Below are 18,548 nucleotides of genomic sequence, written 5' to 3' on the forward strand. Positions count from 1 at the left end.
AAGACGCGACTCGATGGGTCGCAGACTGTAACCAATCGATGTCAAACGATACGGCGGCGGCAAGGTATTGAACCTCGTGAAATGTCGCCGTAACATGATGTGCGTCTCTGTTAACGCTAACAAAAATTGGCGTACAACTATCGGCGCACCGACCAGGGATCGTAGCCACCGGCGGGCGCCACCAACAAGGAGGCTCGATGAACCGCATTACCCGAGGTCGTCGCTGGGGGAGCGCTTTGGCGGCCGGCGTACTGCTCGCCGGCGCCCTGGTCGGCCTTCGCGCCCCGACGGCGCAGGCACTCGACAACGGCGTGGCACGAACTCCCCCCATGGGCTGGAATTCCTGGAACTCGTTCGGCTGCAACATCAACGAGGGGCTGATCCGGCAGAGCGCCGACGCGATCGTCAGCAGCGGCATGCGGGACCTGGGCTACAACTACGTCGTGGTCGACGACTGCTGGTTCAACCCCAACCGGGACAGCTCCGGCAACATCCAGGGCGACCCCAGCCGGTTCCCCAGCGGAATGAAGGCGCTCGGCGACTACCTGCACGCCCGGAACCTGAAGTTCGGCCTCTACCAGGTGCCCGTCGACAAGACCTGCGCGCAGTACTTCGGCGCCTACCCTGGCGCGACCGGCAGCCGTGGCCACGAGGCGCAGGACGCGCGCCAGTTCGCCGCCTGGGGTGTCGACTTCCTCAAGTACGACTGGTGCTCGCCGGAGGGCAGCATCAGCGACCAGGTGACCACCTTCGCCAAGATGCGTGACGCGCTGGCTGCCACCGGCCGACCGATCGTGTACAGCATCAACTCCAACAGCATCCACGCCAAGACCGGCCCGCAGCGCAACTGGGGCGACGTGGCGAACATGTGGCGAACCACCGAGGACATCACCAACGCGTGGGACACCGGCCAGAGCAACGGCTACCCGATGGGCATCCAGAACATCATCAACGTGACCGTTCCGATGGCGTCCTACGCGAGGCCGGGCGGGTTCAACGACCCCGACATGATGGAAATTGGTCGCGGCGGCATGAACGACACGGAGATGCGCAGCCACTTCGCGATGTGGGCGATCATGGCGTCTCCGCTGATCGCCGGGAACGACGTGCGGAACATGAACTCCGCGACGCAGACCATCCTCAAGAACGCCAACCTGATCGCCATCAACCAGGACTCGCTCGGGTTGCAGGGCACGCAGGTGTCGTTCGACGGCACGCGTCGGGTGTTGGCCAAGCGGCTCGCCAACGGTGACGTCGCCGTGGCCCTCTTCAACCAGGGCGGTTCGACGACGACGATCTCGACCACGGCCGGGGCCGTCGGCAAGTCCGGCTCCTCGTTCACGCTCGTGGACGCGTGGACCGGAGGCACCAGCTCCAGCAGTGGGACCATCAGCGCCAGCGTCCCCGCGCACGGCACGGTGGTCTACCGGGTCAGCGGTGGCGGCACGACTCCTCCGACGACGCCGCCGCCGACCACGTCCAGCGCGTACGCCAGCGCCGCGTCCGGCCGCTGTCTCGACGTGCCGAACAGCAACACCAGCAACGGCACGCAGCCGGTCATCTGGGACTGCAACGGCGCCGCCAACCAGCGCTGGACCAGCAGCGGTCAGACCCTGCAGGCCCTCGGCAAGTGCCTGGACGCGCCGGCCAACGCCGCAGCCGGCGCCAAGGTGCAGATCTGGGACTGCAACGGCGGGGCCAACCAGCAATGGGTGGTCAACGCCAACGGCACGATCAGCGGCACGCAGTCGGGACTCTGCCTGGACGTCAACGGCAACGCCACGGCCAACGGCACCACGGTGATCCTGTGGACCTGCACCGGGGCGGCGAACCAGCGGTGGTCGCAACGGTAACCGGTCGGGTCCGCCGACCCCCGAGGTCGCGGCGACCCACCTGATCCGGCGGTAGTGCCGATGCCCGCGGACGACCGATGTCGTCCGCGGGCATCGGTCTGTAGGGTGCTGCGGGTGACCACGCTGAGTCGCCGCGTCCTGCCCTTCCGGCGGATCGGCCACATGGCTACGCTCGCCTGGATGCTCCGTTACGAGACCGTGACACCGGTATTTCGGATCTGGTGTTGACGCAATCTATGTGAGCGCTAACACTACCCGAAAGATGACACTTGGCCCCGGCAGTCGGCGGGGGAGTCCAGAGAGGAGAAGCCGGTGGGCAGGAAATTCCTGGTTGCTCTCGGCGGCGCGGCACTCGCGCTGAGTATGGCGGCGTGCAGCGGCGGGGGTGCGGGCAGCGGTGACAAGACCGGTGACGAGAAGCCCAGCGAGTTGACCATCGGCGTGTCGATGCCGACCCAGACCTCGGAGCGGTGGATCGCCGACGGCAACGCGGTGAAGTCGAAGCTTGAGGCCAAGGGCTACAAGGTCGACCTCCAGTACGCCGGCGACGACATCCCCACGCAGTCGCAGCAGGTCGACCAGATGATTACCCAGGGTGCTGATGTCCTGATCGTCGCGGCGATCGACGGCACCGCGCTCAACAGCCAGCTGCAGGCCGCCGCGGCCGCGAAGATCCCGGTCATCTCCTACGACCGGCTGATCCGCGGCAGCAAGGACGTCGACTTCTACGTCAGCTTCGACAACTACAAGGTTGGCGTCGCCCAGGGCACCGCGCTGCTCGTCGGTCTCGGCCTGCAGAACAAGGACGGCTCGAAGGGCACCGCCAAGGGGCCGTTCAACGTCGAGCTCTTCGCCGGGTCGCTGGACGACAACAACACCCAGTACTTCTTCGGCGGTGCGATGGACACGCTGAAGCCGTTCATCGAGAACGGCACGCTGAAGGTCAAGTCCAAGCAGACCACCCCCGAGCAGGTCGCCATCCTGCGGTGGCAGCAGGAGACCGCGCAGAAGCGGATGGAGAACCTGCTCACCTCGGCCTACAACGACGGCTCGAAGGTCGACGGGGTGCTCTCGCCGTACGACGGCATCTCCCGCGGCATCATCACCGCCCTGCAGAACGCCGGCTACGGCAAGGGCGCGAAGAAGCTCCCCGTGGTCACCGGCCAGGACGCGGAGATCGCCTCGATCAAGCTGATCAACGACGGCGTGCAGAACTCGACGGTCTTCAAGGACACCCGGCTGCTGGCCGAGCAGGCCGTGAACGCCGCCGAGGCGTTCCTGCAGAAGAAGCAGCCGCAGGCCAACGACACCCAGACGTACAACAACGGTGTCAAGGTCGTCCCGGCGTACCTGCTGCCGATCGCGACCGTCTACAAGGACGACATCAAGGCGACGCTGATCGACTCCGGCTACTGGACGGCGGAAGAGGTCGCCGCCGGTCAGGCCAAGAAGTAAGCCACTCGTCGGGCCCGGCGGTCATCCGCCGGGCCCGACGCCTGGGCGTGTACCGCGTCCAGACCTGACGGAGGACAGTGACCATGGACGACACCATCCTCGAGATGCGTCGCATCACCAAGACCTTCCCCGGCGTGACCGCGCTGGAGGACGTCACCCTCTCAGTTCGCCGCGGCGAGATCCACGCCATCTGCGGTGAGAACGGCGCCGGCAAGTCCACCCTGATGAAGGTGCTGTCCGGCGTCCACCCGTCCGGCTCGTACGACGGTGAGATCCTCTTCGACGGCAAGCCGATGCAGTTCCGTGGCATCCGCGACAGCGAGGCCAACGGCATCGTCATCATCCACCAGGAGCTCGCCCTGGTGCCGTACCTGTCGATCGCGGAGAACATCTTCCTCGGCAACGAGCGGCGTGGCCGCAGCGGGCTCATCGACTGGAACTTCGCCAACGCCGAAGCGGCGAAGCTGCTCGCTTCCGTCGGGCTGCACGAGAACCCGGTCACCCCGGTCATCCAGCTCGGCGTCGGCAAGCAGCAGTTGGTGGAGATCGCCAAGGCGCTGTCGAAGAAGGTGCGCCTGCTCATCCTGGACGAGCCGACCGCCGCGCTCAACGACATCGACTCGGCGCACCTGCTCGACCTGTTGCGGGCCCTCAAGGAGCAGGGCATCACCTGCATCATGATCTCGCACAAGCTCAACGAGATCACCGCCATCGCCGACTCGACCACAGTCATCCGGGACGGGCGCGCGGTGGAAACCCTCGACATGAAGTCCGACGACGTCAGCCAGCAGCGGATCATCCGGGGCATGGTCGGGCGCGACCTGGACAGCTTCTACCCCGACCGCGAGTCGTCCCCCGCGGACGAGGTCCTCCGCATCGAGGACTGGACGGTGCGGCACCCGGTCCAGGACCGGATGGTCGTCGAGGGCGTCGGGCTGTCCGTACGCGCCGGTGAGGTCGTCGGCATCGCCGGCCTCATGGGGGCCGGGCGGACCGAGCTGGCCATGAGCGTGTTCGGTCGGTCCTACGGGCGCGACATCCGGGGCCGACTCTTCGTGCACGGGCGGGAGGTGCAGGCGCGTACCGTCGCCGAGGCGATCGACAACGGCATCGCCTACGTCACCGAGGACCGCAAGCGCTACGGCCTCAACCTCATCGACGACGTGCGGCGCAACGTGTCCGCCGCCGCGTTGGACCGGCTGTCCCGCCTGGGCTGGGTGAACGGCAACGAGGAGATCAAGGTTGCCGAGACGAGCCGCAAGGAGATGAACATCCGGACGCCGAGCGTGATGGCGGTGGTCGGCAAGCTCTCCGGCGGCAACCAGCAGAAGGTCGTGCTGTCGAAGTGGCTGTTCACCGATCCGGACGTGCTGATCCTCGACGAACCCACCCGCGGGATCGACGTCGGCGCCAAGTACGAGATCTACACGATCATCAACCGGCTGGTGGCCGCCGGTAAGGCGGTGATCGTCATCTCCTCCGAGCTGCCGGAGCTGCTCGGAATGTGCGACCGCATCTACACCCTCGCCGCCGGCCGGATCACCGGCGAGATGCCGGTGGCCGAGGCGACTCAGGAGAGCCTCATGGAGCTGATGACCAAGGACAAGGAGCTCGTCGGATGACAAGCATCAAGACCCCTTCGACGGAGCGCCCCACGCCGCCGGACAGCACGCCCACCGCCGCCCTGCACAGCGGGACGAGCGACCTGCGGGCGCTGGTGTTGAACAACCTGCGGCAGAGCGGGATCTACGTCGCCCTGGTCGTCATCGTCGCGCTCTTCGCGGTCCTGACCGACGGGGTGTTGCTGAGCCCCGGCAACATCACAAACATCGTCCTCCAGTACTCCTACATCCTGGTCCTCGCGATCGGGATGGTCATCCTGATCATTGGCGGGCACATCGACCTGTCGGTCGGATCGATCGTCGCGCTCACCGGGGCGGTCTCCGCCGTCCTGGTGATCCAGCAGGGCCACCCCTGGTGGATCGGCGTCGTGGCCGCGCTTGTCGTCGGCCTCGCGGTCGGCGCCTGGCACGGGTTCTGGGTGGCGTACGCCGGCATTCCGGCCTTCATCGTGACCCTGGCCGGCATGCTCCTGTTCCGGGGCCTCACCCTGCGGGTGCTCGACAACATCTCGCTGTCGCCGTTCCCGTCCGAGTACCAGCAGGTCGCGGCGGGCTTCCTCAACGGCCTGCTCGGTGGTAACGGCTTCGACGCCTTCACGTTGCTGATCGGCGCCATCGCCGTGGCCGGCTACGCGGTCAGTGGCTTCCGCACCCGCGTGGCGCGTATCCGCTACCAGCAGCCTGTCGAGTCGTTCCCGCTGTTCGTCGCCCGGGTCGTGCTGGTCGGCGCGGTCCTCATGTACTTCGCCTGGCAGCTGGCGCACGCCCGAGGGCTGCCGATCGTGCTGATCATCCTGGCGGTCCTGGTGCTGGTCTACGGCCTGCTCACCCGGCGTACCGTCTTCGGTCGCCAGGTCTACGCGATCGGTGGCAACCTGTCGGCGGCGGCGCTGTCCGGGGTGAAGGTCCGCACCGTCAACTTCTGGATGTTCGTCAACATGGGCTTCCTGGCGGCGGTGGCCGGCGTCATCTACTCGTCCCGGTCGAACGGCGCTCAGCCCGCCGCCGGCAACATGTTCGAGCTGGACGCGATCGCCGCGGCCTTCATCGGCGGCGCGGCGGTCACCGGTGGCGTGGGCACCGTGGTGGGCGCGATGGTCGGTGGTCTGATCATGGCGGTGATGAGCAACGGCATGCAGCTGATGGGCATCGACCAGTCGACGCAGTCGGTGGTGAAGGGTCTCGTCCTGCTCGTCGCGGTCGCCTTCGACGTCTACAACAAGCGTCGGGCCGGCACGGCCCGCTGACGCCTGGACGGTACGCACGTGCCCCCTGCCCGCCTCGCGGACAGGGGGCACGCGTCGCTCGGCGGTGCCGGTCGCCGGAGCCCTGGCCGATGGCCGACTGGCCCGTCGGCGTCGGACCACCTGTTCGCGGTGCTGTAGAGCTGCCCCAGATATGGACCGGCACCGCCCGCACGGGTAGCCGCTCACGGTTCGGTGGGCGCGTGGTCCCGGCGCCGTCGGTGGACGACTCGCCGCCCGGTCGTTCGAGGGACTCGAACGGCGTCGTCAGGTTGGCAATGCGTTGGGGACGTAGCGGGTCCGCGATCGGCCGGCCCTCTACAGGCCGCCGCCGAGGCGCTCGGCCCGCCGCCGCCCCATATCTGGGGCAGCTCTACAGCGGACCGCGCAGGTGCGAACGCTCCCTCCAGGGTGCGGCGGACGACGGTCCCGCCGCGCCGCGAACGGCGCGGCGGGATCCACGCGGTCAGTGGCAGGTGGTGGTGCCGGTGTCTGTGTAGGTCTGGCCGGCCACCGGTAGGAACTGCCAGTCGTAGCTGTTGGAGTGCAGGGTGAACTTCAGCAGGCCCCACGCCGAGCTGTTGCGCGCCTCGCTGTTGGGCTGGATGGTGCCGAAGCCGTAGTGCCCCGCGCCTCCCATGCCGGCGACGAAGCTGCGCAGACCCCGGCTGGAGTCGGCGCCACCGGCCGGGTTCATCGGCGCGAACCGCTCGTACACGTGGTTGTGCCCCCACACCACGACGTCGGCGTTGTAGTCGTAGAGGGCCTGGTACAGCGGACGCGTCGACGTCGACGGCGCGTGGTTGGAGCTGGACGTGAACAGCGGGTGGTGCCAGTACGCGAGGGTGCACGGCTTGCCGCTGGCGGCCAGGTCGGCGCGCAGCCACTGCTCCTGGGTCGAGCCGGCCGACATGCTGATGTTCGAGTTCAGCGACACGATGTGCCAGTTGCCCAGGTCGAACGAGTAGTAGCCACGACCGCTCGGGCCGGCGGACGTACCGAAGTAGGTGTAGTAGCCGGTCGCGCCCGAGGTGTTGTAGTCGTGGTTGCCCGGCGACGGGCGGGTACGGGACTTGTGCCGGCCCCAGGTGGGCTCGTAGTAACTGTTGAACTGCGACGCCGTCCCGCTGTCGTAGACGTTGTCGCCGGTGGTGAAGACCGTTCCCGGGGTGTTGTCGAGCAGCGTCGCGGTGGCGCTGTCGCCGGAGCCCGAGTCGGCGATGTCGCCGGCGCCGACGAACACCGGGTCGCCCGACGTCGGTGGCGTGGTGGTCCCGGTGGTGACCATCAGCTGCGGAGCGTCCGCGCCACTCTCGCGGGTGTCGTAGTAGGCGCCGTCGCCGCTGGTCGAGGTGGCACCGAAGCTGTACGTGCCGTTGCCGGTGACCGCGGCCGTGACGTCGACCTCGTACCAGGTGTTGCCGCTGACCGCGCCGATCGTGCCGAGCGTGGCCCCGTCGATGGCCGGCTGGTTGTTCCAGGTGGTGCCGGTCTCCGACCAGGTCGTGTTGGACATCCGGCGGAACGTGCCACCGGCGTCGCTGCCGCTGTTGCCGCTGATCGTGCGCAGCCGCAGCTTGGCGGCGGTCACGGTGCCGCTGACACCGCTCACGGTGAACCGCAGGAACGAGCGCCGAACGGGCGAGTTGTCGACCACAACCTGCGTGGACGTGCCGTAGTTGGTGGCGGCCGCGTCGCTCTGGACGTAGGTGTCGGCGACCGGCGTGAAGGTCACGCTCGCCGCCGACGCCGCGCCGGCGCCGGTCACGACGACTGCGGCGGTCGCGGCGACGACCACCGCGACCACCCCCAGCGTCACCGACGGGCGGGGGAATCGAATGTCCATCCAGGACTCCTTACCTCGTGGGAAGAGCGCAAGGAATGTAGAAAGGTCGATGAGCCGGTGGGCGACAGGCGGATGAACAGTGCGTCCCGGCAGGCGAACACCTCGATGTTGGCGACCCGTTCATCCGGCCCTCGTCCGGATGCCACGCCTGGTCCGTTGTGCGCTCTCCACTGAGTACGGACGATGGCTGCCCGTCAGCCGTCGATCCGAGGAGATGCTCGTGTACCTGTCGACCGTCTCCCGACCGGTCGCCGACCAGCCCGGACCGAGGCCCCGGCGCCGTCGGTTCGCGATGGTCAGCGGCAACGTCATCGCGCTCGGCACGGTCAGTCTGATCACCGACGTGTCGGCCGAGATGGTGGCCGCGGTCCTGCCGCTCTATCTGGTGCTGGGCCTGCACCTCAGCCCGGTGGCCTTCGGCGTGCTGGACGGTGTCCACACCGGCGCCACCGCGCTGCTGCGTGTCGTCGGTGGTTTCGCCGCCGACCGGTTCCGGCGGCGCAAGCTGATCGCCGGCATCGGGTACGCGCTCTCGGCGGTCGCCAAACTCGGCCTGCTGCTCGCCGGCCGGTCGATACCGGCGATCGGCGCCGTCATCGCCGTCGACCGGCTCGGCAAGGGCGTGCGGAGCGCCCCGCGGGACGCGCTGATCACGCTGTCCACGCCGCCGGAGGCGCTGGGTCGGGCGTTCGGGGTGCACCGGGCGATGGACAGCGTCGGCGCGTTCCTCGGGCCACTCGCCGCGTTCGCGGTCCTGCTGGTCGTCGGGCAGTCGTACGACGCGGTCTTCGTCACCAGCTTCTGCGTCGCGGCCCTGGCCGTCGTGGTGCTGGTGCTCTTCGTCCGGGAACGACCAGCCGGCGAGACGGCCGACGGCGGGCCGGCGGACGGGCCGGACGACCCGAAGGTCTCCGTCCGCGAGGCGTTCGGCCTGCTGCGCGGCGGGCCCGCCCGGCGGCTGGTGCTGGCCGCCACGATGCTCGGGTTGGCCACCATCGGGGACGGCTTCGTCTACCTGCTGCTGCAACGCCGGGAGGACCTCGGTCTGCGCTGGTTCCCGCTGCTCGCGGTGGGGACCAGCCTGGCCTACCTGGTGCTCGCCGCCCCGCTCGGCGTACTCGCCGACCGGATCGGTCGCCTGCCCGTGGTGATCGGCGGCTACACCGCACTCGGTGCGACGTACCTCCTGCTGGCCGGCCCGGTCGACGGTTGGCCACTGATCACCCTGGCGCTGACCCTGTACGGGGCCTTCTACGCGGCCACCGACGGTGTGCTCGTCGCGCTCGCCGGCCCGGTGCTGCCGGCGCGACTGCGGACCACCGGAATCGCGCTGGTGCAGACCGGGCAGGCCCTCGCGTACCTCGTCTCCTCCGTGCTGTTCGGTCTGGCCTGGCAGGCGTGGGGGCCGGAGAGGGCGATCCGCGTGGCGGCCCTGGCCGTCGCCGGCGTGCTGGTCGGCACGCTGCTCCTGCTGGCCTCCCCGTCCCGACTCACCACCCGGAGGGTGCCCCGATGACCGCGATGTCGACCCGAGCGAAGCTCGGCGTGGTGGTCGCCTCGGCCGTGCTGTTGGGCGCCGTGGCGGCCGGCTACGCCGCCACGGCCGCGGAGGCTCCCCGGACCGCGCCGCCCGCCGGCGGCGAGCAGGCGGTCACCCTGACGCCCGGGCCGCGCCTGCTGGCGATCACCGACCGGCACGTCTCCACCGTCGCGGCGACCGACCCCGCCGGGCCGCGCACAGTCGCCGGCCTGGAATGCCTTCGGGTGTACGCCGCAGCCGGCACCGGGGTCTGTCTGAAGCCGGAGACCGCGTGGTCGTACCAGGTTGTCGTGCTCGACGCGACGTTGCGTCAGACCCGGGCGGTCAGTGTGCCGGGCCTGCCGAACCGGGCTCGGGTCTCGGCCTCCGGCCGGATGGTCTCCTGGACGACGTTCGTCGGTGGTGACTCGTACACCTCAGGTGGCTTCTCCACCCGCACCGGGATCCTCGACACCCGCAGCGGCGCCACGGTGGCCTCGCTCGAAGAGTTCACGATCAGCCGGGACGGCCGGGACCACCGCAACCCGGACGTCAACTTCTGGGGCGTCACCTTCACCGCCGACGACAACCGTTTCTACGCGACCATGTCGACCGGGGGCAAGAGGTACCTCGTCCGGGGTGACCTCGCCGCCCGTACGGTCGAGACGCTGAAGGAGAACGTCGAGTGCCCGTCGCTGTCACCGGACGGCGCCCGTCTCGCGTTCAAGGAGGCGATCGACGCCGATCCGGCGAAGGGCTGGCGGCTGTCGGTCCTCGACCTCTCGAGCATGCGGGTCACCGCGACCGCCGAGACCCGCAGCGTCGATGACCAGGCCGCGTGGCTGGACGGCGGGAAACTGGCCTACACGCTGCGCCGGGACGACGGCCAGCCCGACGTGTGGAGCGTTCCGGCGGACGGGTCCGGTACGCCGACGCTGGTGATCCCCGGCGCCGAGTCGCCGTCCCCGCTCACCTGACGGTCTGGCCCCGGTCGGCGGTCCGGACACCTGAACTCCTTGGCGCGGACAGCATTCCGTCAGCCGGCCCGGGCCAGCCGCTCGTAGAGCACCAGCGCGGCGAGGAAGACCGCAAGCAGGCCGAGGGCGGCCAGCGCGGGCAGCATCCGGGCCACCGGCACCAGTAGGAGGACGACGCCGATCGCGACCAGCTGACCCGGCGTGCCGCGTACGGTCAGGTCAGCACCTTCGCGGCGGCCGGGGCGACGCCCACGAAGTAGAGCCACCACAGGCAGACGGTCGCCGCGAAGCCGAACGCCGCGGCCAGCAGCACCGGCCAGGCGATCACCGCCTGGCCCGCGCCGGCCCCGGCCGACAGCAGGGACTCACCGAGCACGATGATCAGCACCAGGCCATGGCGTTCGGCGAAGTGCGCCCCGCTGCGGACCTCCCCGAAGCTGGCAGCGGTGGCGATCCGGCCACCCCCGTAGTCGACGAGGAACGCCACGGTCCACAGCACGGTGTGCCTCCTCGACCAGCACCGGCCGGGACCGCCGCACGCGGCTTATCCGCTCATCCTGGTCTGCCGACCACCCTGGCCGGGGGTCAACGCCCAGCTGGGGCCGGATCAGCCGAAGAGTAGGTCGAGGTGGGCGTCCAGCGCGCCCAGCGCCTGTTCGGCGGTGTACTGCCCGCCCAGCAGGTAGACACCGAGCCCCTCCATCAGCGCCAGCAGGCCGGCCGCGGCGGCGGTGCCGTGGCGGTCCGGCAGGACGCTGGCGATGAACGCGGTGAACTGCGCGGTGTCCTCGTGCAGGCGGGGCGCCGCCGATGGCCGTACCGCCGTGTAGGCGAGGAACGCGAGCGCCACCCGCCCGTCGTCGCGGGTGCGGTCGTCCAGCGGCAACAGCGCGGCGAGCATCGTCCGCAGCAGCAGCCGAGGTGACGGGGTCTCGCCCAGCCGCGCCACCGCCTCGGTGACCCGGAGCTGGCTGCGCTCCCGCACCACGCTCAGCGCGAACGCCATCATCTCGTCCTTGGTCCGGAAGTAGTGCTGGACCATCCCGGCGGACACGCCGGCCGCGGCAGCCACGTGTCGGAGGCTGACTGCCTCCAGGCCCTGGTCCGCGGCGACCCGCATCAGCGCGTCCGCGATGAGGGTGCGTCGCTCCTGGTGATCGACCTTCTTGGGCATGACCTCGATCGTTTCACAGTGGGCGTCGGTGGAGCGTGACGGTTCCGGCGCCGCCGTCCACGGTGACGAGCTGCCCCGTGGTGATGGTCCGGGTGGCGTCCGGCACGCAGATGACGGCGGGAATGCCGTACTCGCGGGCCACCGTCGGGCCGTGCGCCATGATCGCGCCGGTCTCGGTGACCAGCGCCGCCGCGGTGAGGAACAGCGGGGTCCAGCCGGGGTCCGTGGTCGCGGCCACCAGGACGTCGCCGGGTTCGACGTGGGCGGTGCGTGGGTCATGGACGACCCGGGCGGGACCGGTCACCCGGCCGGCCGACGCGCCCACTCCGGCGAGCGTGCCGTCGCCGGACGACACCGCCGGCAGGACTGTCTCGACATCCGTACCGTCGGAGAGCAGCGCCACCGGCACCGTCCGACGCCGCAGCTCCCGGCGGTGCGCCGCCCGTCGGGCGGTGACCGTATCGCGCAGATCAACACCCTGGTGTACGGCGGCGTGCACCTCGTCGAGGGTCAGGAACATGATGTCGTCGGTTTGGTCCAGCAACCCGGAGCCGTGCAGCTCGGCGCCGATGAGCAGCAGTTGCCGGCGGGTCTCGCGCAGCGGGTACAGCCCGGCGAACTTGCCGGCCTCGCGGAGACCGGCCAACGACCGCGCCCGGCGCAAGAGGAAACCGGCCACCCTGCCCCGCACCGGCCGCCGACGGCGAGCGCGCGCGACCAGGTCCCGCAGCGCTGTCTCCGCCGCCGACGCGGCTCGCTCGAAGCGCTGGTCGGGGCCCTGCTGCGGATCGGTGACCCGCAGGTAGTTGGCGACCGCGGCGAAGACCGGCGTGGGGTCCTCCGCCCAGCGCGGCACCCCGAGGTCGACTTCGGCGACGCCGCGGTGACCGTAGACGTCCAGGAAGGCCGCCATGCCGATCTCGGGCAGCGTGCCGCGCAGGTAGCGCGCGGCCAACTCGGTCGCAGGGGTGTCGAGGAGGAGCTGGCGGTGGTCGCCCACGCCCTGGGCCAGCCGCCACAGGGCCAGGTCCATCTCGATGGTGACGTTGTGCGGCATGCCGCCCAGCACGGCGTGGATCTCGTCCGGGCCGGCGACGCCCTTGAGCAGCGCGGTCGGCAGCGCGGCGGCGAGCATGCCGGCGACGATCGGCCACATGATCGCGTCGGCGCTGTCGTCGGCGTCCCGCGCCTGCACGAAGCGCAGCCGGTCGGCGGCGGTACGCAGGTCGGCGGGGGCAGCGGAGCGTACTCTCAGCTGCTCGACCGCCTCGAACATCCGGGTCCGCGCGGCCTCGGGACGGGTCAGCGCCCGCAGGATCCCGACCACCGCGCGGCCGGCCGTCCGCAGCGACGCAGGCCCCGGCACCCCGCCGCGCCTGGCGCCACCGCTGGTCGGGGCGAACCGGGGGTCCGCCAGCACGTGCCGCATCACCGCCTGGGCGCGCGGCCCGAAGTCGACAGCCAGGAGTTTCACAAGTCGCTTGCGGGACGACCGGTCCCGGGCCAGGTCGGTCAGGTCGCCGTAGAGGCGGCCGCCGATGTCGACGATCTCGACCCGCACCCCGAGCGCGGCGAGCATCGCGGCGATCTGCGCCCGCAGGGTCGACATGCCCATCGGGGTGACCGGTTGCAGCATGCCCTGGACGTGCCCGAACTCCAGGTAGACGCGGGGGAGGGGCTTGCCGCTGGGCGGCGGGGCGGGGAACAGGCTGGTGATCGGCCGGGACTGCACGAGCCACAGCACGTCGTGCGCGTCGATCGCCCACTCGACATCCTGCGGGCAGCCGAAGTGCTCCTGCAACCGCTCGCCGGTGGCACGGAGGCGGGCCAACTGCGTGGGGGCCAGGCATCCGGCCTCGGAGCGCGCGACGTCGTCGAGGACGTAGTGGTCGACGGCCGTGGCGCCGTCCACCACTGTCGTGCCGAGGCCCGGAGCGGCGTCGACCACCATCTCGTCGCGGCGCCCGGTCAGCGGGTTCGCGGTGAACAGCACTCCGGCCACCGTGGGTGCGACCATGCGCTGCACGACGACGGCCATCCGCACCGTTTGATGATCGATGCCGCGGGCGTCGCGGTAGGCGGTCGCCCGGTCGCCGTGCAACGAGTCCCAGCACTTCTCGATGGCGGCGATCAGCTCGACGGTGCCGGTGACGTCGAGGACGGTGTCCTGTTGCCCGGCGAAGCTCGCGTCCGGCAGGTCCTCGGCGGTGGCGCTGGAGCGCACCGCCACCGGGCCCGCGCCGAGCCGTTCGTACGCGGCGACGACCTCGGCCGTGGGGATGACGCCGAGCCGGTGCGCCTCGGTGGTGACGCAGAAACCGTCGGGGACCTGCTCGCCGTGTCGGATCAGCTCGCCCAGCCCGGCCGCCTTGCCGCCGACCAGGGCGGTCATGGCGGCGGTCACCTCGGACAATGCGATCACGTGCATGGGAGCCCACTCTCGTTGCAATACAACTGAATTGCATCCGACCGTACCCCGTTTGCGATGCGACTGCAATGTCTCCTTGTTCAGGCGTCGGCCCCCAGCCCGGAGGTTGCCGGGATCTGCCATGCTCGGGCCGGTGACGACCGGTCGCCCCACCACAGCCCGTTCCCACCGCCGCCCCCGAAGCCGTGCCATCCGGGTTCTCCTCGCGCTGGTCGCGGCGGCGGCCGTCCTGGGTATCGCGGTGGTCGCGGTGCCGATGCTGCGACCGGCCGGGCCGCGCCCGCTCTTCCAGATGCCGGTGACCTGTGGCGAGACGTGGCAGCTCAGCACCTACCCCGGTCACGACGACTACGACGTCGACTTCTTTCCGGTCGAGGGCGAGACGTGGGGGCGGCCGGTGCTCGCGTCGTACGCCGGCACGGTCACCGTGGCCGGCATCAACGGGTCGCTGGGCGACCGCACCCCGGAGAACCCGGAAGGCCCACGGGGGCGCGGTGGCGGCTACTGGGTGAAGATCGACCACGGTGGAAAGTGGGAGACGCAGTACCTGCACATGCTCGAACCGCCAGTGGTCACTGTCGGTCAGAAGGTCGCCCAGGGGGACCAGATCGGGCGGCTCGGCAGCACCGGCAACTCCGGCGCGCCGCACCTGCACTACGAGCAGCGCCGCGGCTGGGACAAGGTCGAGACCCACTTCGACGGCACGCCGTCCGGCATCACCACCGACGAACGCGAACAGATCCTCCGGCGGGTGAGCAACAACTGTCCGGCCGTCTCCTGAGGACCTCGGTTTGCCCGGCACGGCTCGGGGCACTGATTCGGGGGACAGTTCAGACGCAGGGAGGAGCCGGCCATGGCCAAGGGTGATGTCGACACGTACCACGAGGATGGGCAGTGGAAGAACAAGCCGGAGGGCCACGAGCGGGCCAGCAGCACGCATGACGTGAAGGCCGACGCGCAGGCCCAGGGCCGCGACATGGCGGCCGACCGCGGCGTCGAACACGTGATCAAGAAGCAGGACGGCACGATCGGCGAGAAGAACACCTACCCCCGCAGCCGTGACCCGCGGGACATCGAGGGCTGACGGCTTCCCGTCTTCGCGGACCGGCCTCCTCGGCGTGACCGAGGGGCCGGTCCGCCGCTGTGTGGTCCGGCGGCCCGGTGCCGTGTCGGCCGCCGAGCCCCGCGAGCGGCTTCAGGCCGGGACCACGTAGGGGAACGTGGCGGAACGGGCGGTCTTCGTGACGTCCGAGGTGAGGCCGGACGTGGTGCCGGTGTTGAGGACCAGGGAGAACATCACCTCGGGCGCGTTGTCGGCCAGGGTGCGCCCGTTGCGGACCGCGAAGCCGAAGTTCGCGGACGTGCCGACCTTGTACGACAGTAGGTCGGGGTAGAGCTGCCGGGCAACGCTCCAGCCGTACGCCTGTGGGTCCGGTGCGGTGCCGTTCGCCTTGACGACCCCGGCGACCGCGTTCGCGATCTCCTCGCCGCCTTCGCTGAGGTCGATGCCGGGGTGCCGGAAGTTGGCGGGGTTCGAGAAGTCGGTGTCGTGCGGCCAGAAGATCGGCCACATCATGGGGTGGCCGGCACGGTTGATCTGACGCCATCCGCCGGCGTCGGTGGCCAGCATGGTGCGACACCACACGCCGATCTCGGTGCCGTCGCGCAGCAGTGGCTCGTCATGGGAGACCTCGAGGACGATCGACTCGACGGTGGTGCCGGCGAAGCTGTTCTTGGCCTGGTCGACCCGCCACGCCGAGCGGTCCACCCGGGACCCGTTCTTGACCGCGCCGTTGATGGTGGCGAGTTCGTCGAGGTCGATGAAGAAGGGGTCGCTGATCCGCCCGGCCCAGATCCGGACGTTGCCGCCGGTCGTCACCTCGCCGGTTCGCCCCTCGGCCATGGGGGTGCCCATCGCGGCGTCGTCGCGGGCGTCCGCTCCGGTGAGCTCGTACACCTGGAGGGCCTGCCGGGCGTCGCCGTCCGGCTCGCCGAAGGCGAACCGGTAGGTCAGGTCCTCCACCTCGGCGCCGTTGATGTGAATCTTGATCTCGTAGCGCGCCTCGGCGTGGAAGCCGCGCTTGATGTCGGCCTTGGTCACCGAGCTGTTGACGTCCATGACGAACACGGTGGCGCGGTCACCGTTGAAGACGAACAGGTCGTCGATGTACAGCTGGCCGCCCTGGGCGGCCAGGGGCGTATCGAGGTGGTGCGACATGAGCTCACTCCCGGAACTGCCGGATCTGGACTAATCCGAACATAGTGGTCGTGAGCCTGGCCTCCTCGCTCATCGCGCCAATCCGGGTCTACGGAGACGAACACGGCGGTGGGCCGCCCGAGGTGTCCTCGGACGGCCCACTCCTTCGTGCCCGCTTCGTCAGATGCGAGACCACTTCTGGTTGGCGGCGCCGAGGCAGTCCCACAGGTGCAGCTTGCCGCCGTTGTTGGGGTTGGCCTCGCGTACGTCCACGCACTTGTTGGCGTTGAGGTTGACCAGGTCGCCGGCGGCGTTGAGGGTGAAGCGTTGCGCGGTGTTGCCGTTGCAACTGACCAGGTTGACCTCGGTGCCGTTGGCGGTGCCGGCCCAGGCCGGGTCCATGCACTTGCCCATCGCGCGGACGGTCCCGTCGGAGGCGAAGGTCCAACTCTGGGCCGCCGTGGTGTTGCAGTCCCAGATCTGGAGTTTGGCGCCCTCGACCGGGTTGGCGCCGGGGATGTCGATGCAGCGACCGCTCTGTGCGCCCCGGATGCGGTTGGTGCCGGGAGCCGGGTCGCCCCCACCCCCCGAGGTGTAGCTGGACACCCGGACGTAGTCGACGAGCATCTGCTGCGGGAACTGGGTCGAGCCGTCCGGGTAGCCGGGCCAGTTACCACCGACCGCCACGTTGAGGATCATGAAGAAGGGGTGGTCGAACACCCAGCGGCTGCCGCCGAGACGGGCGGGATCGACCCGGTGGTACTGCACCCCGTCGACGTACCACGTGATCACGTTCGGCTCCCAGTCCACCCGGTAGGTGTGGAAGGCGTCGGCCAGCGGAGCGCCGAGGGTGCGGCTGCCCGTGATGCCGCCGCCGCCGGAGTAGCCGGGCCCGTGCACGGTGCCGTAGACCGTGTTGGGCTCCCGGCCGATGTTCTCCATGACGTCGATCTCGCCGGCGTCGGGCCATCCGCCACCGGTGCCGAGCATCCAGAAGGCCGGCCAGATGCCCTGACCGCGCGGAATCTTGATCCGGGCCTCGAATCGCCCGTACGTCTGGGTGAAGGTGGCCGCCGTCAGCAACCGCGCCGACGTGTACTCACAGCGCCCGTAGTGGCACTGGTAGTTGGCGGGGTTGTCCCGGCGGGCGGTGATGACCAGGTTGCCCTGGCCGTCGTGGACGGCGTTGCTTGTGCTGTTCGTGTAGTACTGCCGCTCGTTGTTGCCCCAACCGCCCCCGCCGATGTCGAACCGCCACTTGTTCTGGTCGACGGGCGTGCCGGCGGGGGAGTTGAACTCGTCCTGCCAGCTGATGGCGCCGATGGCGGCCTCGGCCCGGTCGGGGTTCGCCGGGAGGACGAGCGCCGTCGTGGTCGCGACGAGGGCGACCGCCAGGAGTACGAGGGGACGGAAGCGGAGGCTGGGCCGGGCTGTGAACACGGGAGGCTCCTCAGCGTGGGGGTGAAGGCGGTTTACCAGGATAGAGAGCGCTCTCTAAAGCGAAGCATGTCGATATCATGTCTTTCTGTCAAGAGTGTTTCCAATATCACGACCGTCCGTTACCGCCCGATGCTGACCAGTGAGCGCCGTGGTGCCGACCCGGGCCGTCACCGTGCGATCGATCGATGCCTCCCGGATGGACGGCACCTGCCCATCGAAGGAGTTCGGCGCGGCCGAGGGTTACTCGATAGCTGTCGAATCGACCCTTCCTATTGCCGTGAGGCGTCCACGCGGGACAGGATGACGAGGCGTGCCGGAAACTTTCCCGTAACCTGCGCGCTGCTGGTCTCTGTCACAAGGAAGTGGGAGTCAGTCATGAGCGAGGCGTCGACGGCGCTGGGTGTGCGCCTCTACCCGGATCTGGTCGAGCGGGGTGGCCTGGCCCCCGCGCTCGTCGAAACCGCTGCCCGCCATGGCCTCGATGTCGGCCGGGTGACCGCGCCGGAGCAGGGGCGAGCCCGGTTCACCTGCGCCGAGCTGCAGTCCGACGAGGGCGTGGTCTGCGTGGGCCTGGGAGCACAGGCCCGATACTTCATGATCGATCTTCGCGTCTCGGGAGAGGTTCTCGCGCGCGGTGACGTCATGGACCTGGTGCAGGTCGCCCAACTGGCCGCAGCCTGGCGGGCCGGCCTGACCTTCGCCGAGCTGACCGCCCGGTTCCCGTTCATGGAGGAGATCAAGCACCGCCCGGCGCCGGTGGCCCAGGTCAGCTAGCCGGCGCGGTCGGGCAGGT

The 18,548-nt window shown here is 69.8% G+C and carries 16 protein-coding genes; 9 read left to right on the plus strand and 7 right to left on the minus strand.

The window, feature by feature from the left end; genetic code table 11:
• Positions 1 to 197 precede the first annotated feature (197 nt).
• From ACLQ3B_RS28850 to mmsB, 4 genes are all read left to right on the plus strand, one after another.
• A complete protein-coding gene (locus ACLQ3B_RS28850) occupies positions 198 to 1,853 on the plus strand; it encodes a glycoside hydrolase family 27 protein (RefSeq protein ID WP_425783849.1) in 1,656 nt (551 codons plus the stop codon).
• Between the two features lie 312 nt (positions 1,854 to 2,165).
• On the plus strand, positions 2,166 to 3,308 hold the full coding sequence (gene chvE, locus ACLQ3B_RS28855) for a multiple monosaccharide ABC transporter substrate-binding protein (protein WP_425783850.1): 1,143 nt from the start codon (positions 2,166 to 2,168) through the stop codon (positions 3,306 to 3,308).
• A gap of 83 nt (positions 3,309 to 3,391) precedes the next feature.
• Positions 3,392 to 4,930, plus strand: a complete 1,539-nt coding sequence (gene mmsA, locus ACLQ3B_RS28860; protein WP_425783851.1) for a multiple monosaccharide ABC transporter ATP-binding protein — start codon at positions 3,392 to 3,394, stop codon at positions 4,928 to 4,930.
• Complete coding sequence (gene mmsB, locus ACLQ3B_RS28865; protein WP_425783852.1) at positions 4,927 to 6,177, plus strand: multiple monosaccharide ABC transporter permease; 1,251 nt, start codon at positions 4,927 to 4,929, stop codon at positions 6,175 to 6,177. The genes mmsA and mmsB overlap by 4 nt, the downstream gene beginning before the upstream one ends.
• Before the next feature lie 463 nt (positions 6,178 to 6,640).
• Here mmsB and ACLQ3B_RS28870 read toward each other — a convergent pair whose 3' ends face one another.
• Positions 6,641 to 8,020, minus strand: coding sequence for a DUF7594 domain-containing protein (locus ACLQ3B_RS28870; protein ID WP_425783853.1), 1,380 nt, complete (start codon positions 8,018 to 8,020; stop codon positions 6,641 to 6,643).
• 214 nt (positions 8,021 to 8,234) lie between these two features.
• Here ACLQ3B_RS28870 and ACLQ3B_RS28875 point away from each other — a divergent pair, with 214 nt between their 5' ends.
• Both ACLQ3B_RS28875 and ACLQ3B_RS28880 read left to right on the plus strand, forming a co-directional pair.
• Positions 8,235 to 9,536 (plus strand): MFS transporter, encoded by a 1,302-nt coding sequence (locus ACLQ3B_RS28875; RefSeq protein ID WP_425783854.1) that lies wholly within the window; start codon positions 8,235 to 8,237, stop codon positions 9,534 to 9,536.
• The gene (locus tag ACLQ3B_RS28880) at positions 9,533 to 10,516 is read left to right on the plus strand and encodes a TolB family protein (RefSeq protein WP_425783855.1); all 984 of its coding nucleotides are present in this window, start codon (positions 9,533 to 9,535) and stop codon (positions 10,514 to 10,516) included. Before ACLQ3B_RS28875 ends, ACLQ3B_RS28880 begins: the two co-directional genes overlap by 4 nt.
• Positions 10,517 to 10,575: 59 nt before the next feature.
• Here ACLQ3B_RS28880 and ACLQ3B_RS28885 read toward each other — a convergent pair whose 3' ends face one another.
• The 4 genes from ACLQ3B_RS28885 to ACLQ3B_RS28900 all read right to left on the minus strand — a co-directional run bounded on the left by ACLQ3B_RS28885 (position 10,576) and on the right by ACLQ3B_RS28900 (position 14,118).
• Positions 10,576 to 10,785: a hypothetical protein gene (locus ACLQ3B_RS28885; RefSeq protein WP_425784012.1), complete on the minus strand. Its 210-nt coding sequence runs from the start codon at positions 10,783 to 10,785 to the stop codon at positions 10,576 to 10,578.
• Positions 10,731 to 11,015: a low temperature requirement protein A gene (locus tag ACLQ3B_RS28890; protein ID WP_425783856.1), complete on the minus strand. Its 285-nt coding sequence runs from the start codon at positions 11,013 to 11,015 to the stop codon at positions 10,731 to 10,733. Before ACLQ3B_RS28890 ends, ACLQ3B_RS28885 begins: the two co-directional genes overlap by 55 nt.
• A 108-nt stretch (positions 11,016 to 11,123) precedes the next feature.
• Positions 11,124 to 11,690, minus strand: coding sequence for a TetR/AcrR family transcriptional regulator (locus ACLQ3B_RS28895; protein WP_425783857.1), 567 nt, complete (start codon positions 11,688 to 11,690; stop codon positions 11,124 to 11,126).
• Positions 11,691 to 11,703: 13 nt separating this feature from the next.
• Positions 11,704 to 14,118 (minus strand): PEP/pyruvate-binding domain-containing protein, encoded by a 2,415-nt coding sequence (locus tag ACLQ3B_RS28900; protein ID WP_425783858.1) that lies wholly within the window; start codon positions 14,116 to 14,118, stop codon positions 11,704 to 11,706.
• Positions 14,119 to 14,239: 121 nt separating this feature from the next.
• Between ACLQ3B_RS28900 and ACLQ3B_RS28905 the strand changes: the two genes are divergently transcribed.
• A complete protein-coding gene (locus tag ACLQ3B_RS28905; protein WP_425783859.1) occupies positions 14,240 to 14,899 on the plus strand; it encodes a M23 family metallopeptidase in 660 nt (219 codons plus the stop codon).
• Between the two features lie 72 nt (positions 14,900 to 14,971).
• On the plus strand, positions 14,972 to 15,202 hold the full coding sequence (locus ACLQ3B_RS28910; RefSeq protein ID WP_425783860.1) for a DUF2188 domain-containing protein: 231 nt from the start codon (positions 14,972 to 14,974) through the stop codon (positions 15,200 to 15,202).
• A gap of 111 nt (positions 15,203 to 15,313) precedes the next feature.
• Here the strand turns inward: ACLQ3B_RS28910 and ACLQ3B_RS28915 are convergent, their stop codons facing one another.
• Positions 15,314 to 16,336 carry a DUF4331 family protein gene (locus tag ACLQ3B_RS28915; RefSeq protein ID WP_425783861.1) on the minus strand — a complete coding sequence of 341 codons (1,023 nt, stop codon included), beginning with the start codon at positions 16,334 to 16,336 and terminating at the stop codon, positions 15,314 to 15,316.
• Between the two features lie 159 nt (positions 16,337 to 16,495).
• Positions 16,496 to 17,755: a family 16 glycosylhydrolase gene (locus tag ACLQ3B_RS28920; protein ID WP_425783862.1), complete on the minus strand. Its 1,260-nt coding sequence runs from the start codon at positions 17,753 to 17,755 to the stop codon at positions 16,496 to 16,498.
• A gap of 375 nt (positions 17,756 to 18,130) precedes the next feature.
• On the opposite strand from ACLQ3B_RS28920, the gene ACLQ3B_RS28925 reads away from it, so the two are divergent.
• The gene (locus tag ACLQ3B_RS28925; RefSeq protein WP_425783863.1) at positions 18,131 to 18,529 is read left to right on the plus strand and encodes a hypothetical protein; all 399 of its coding nucleotides are present in this window, start codon (positions 18,131 to 18,133) and stop codon (positions 18,527 to 18,529) included.
• The last annotated feature ends 19 nt before the right edge of the window (positions 18,530 to 18,548 follow it).

It is taken from the genome of Micromonospora sp. DT53, assembly GCF_049841535.1.
In the GTDB taxonomy this organism is placed as follows: Bacteria; Actinomycetota; Actinomycetes; order Mycobacteriales; family Micromonosporaceae; genus Micromonospora.

What these genes read in the sequence shown, in the direction of transcription:
- ACLQ3B_RS28850 (WP_425783849.1), top strand. Translation starts at nt 198, where the DNA reads ATGAACCGCATTACCCGAGGTCGTCGCTGGGGGAGCGCTTTGGCGGCC.
- mmsA (WP_425783851.1), top strand. Translation starts at nt 3,392, where the DNA reads ATGGACGACACCATCCTCGAGATGCGTCGCATCACCAAGACCTTCCCC.
- mmsB (WP_425783852.1), top strand. Translation starts at nt 4,927, where the DNA reads ATGACAAGCATCAAGACCCCTTCGACGGAGCGCCCCACGCCGCCGGAC.
- ACLQ3B_RS28870 (WP_425783853.1), bottom strand. Translation starts at nt 8,020, where the DNA reads ATGGACATTCGATTCCCCCGCCCGTCGGTGACGCTGGGGGTGGTCGCG.
- ACLQ3B_RS28875 (WP_425783854.1), top strand. Translation starts at nt 8,235, where the DNA reads ATGCTCGTGTACCTGTCGACCGTCTCCCGACCGGTCGCCGACCAGCCC.
- ACLQ3B_RS28880 (WP_425783855.1), top strand. Translation starts at nt 9,533, where the DNA reads ATGACCGCGATGTCGACCCGAGCGAAGCTCGGCGTGGTGGTCGCCTCG.
- ACLQ3B_RS28895 (WP_425783857.1), bottom strand. Translation starts at nt 11,690, where the DNA reads ATGCCCAAGAAGGTCGATCACCAGGAGCGACGCACCCTCATCGCGGAC.
- ACLQ3B_RS28900 (WP_425783858.1), bottom strand. Translation starts at nt 14,118, where the DNA reads ATGCACGTGATCGCATTGTCCGAGGTGACCGCCGCCATGACCGCCCTG.
- ACLQ3B_RS28905 (WP_425783859.1), top strand. Translation starts at nt 14,240, where the DNA reads ATGCTCGGGCCGGTGACGACCGGTCGCCCCACCACAGCCCGTTCCCAC.
- ACLQ3B_RS28910 (WP_425783860.1), top strand. Translation starts at nt 14,972, where the DNA reads ATGGCCAAGGGTGATGTCGACACGTACCACGAGGATGGGCAGTGGAAG.
- ACLQ3B_RS28915 (WP_425783861.1), bottom strand. Translation starts at nt 16,336, where the DNA reads ATGTCGCACCACCTCGATACGCCCCTGGCCGCCCAGGGCGGCCAGCTG.
- ACLQ3B_RS28925 (WP_425783863.1), top strand. Translation starts at nt 18,131, where the DNA reads ATGAGCGAGGCGTCGACGGCGCTGGGTGTGCGCCTCTACCCGGATCTG.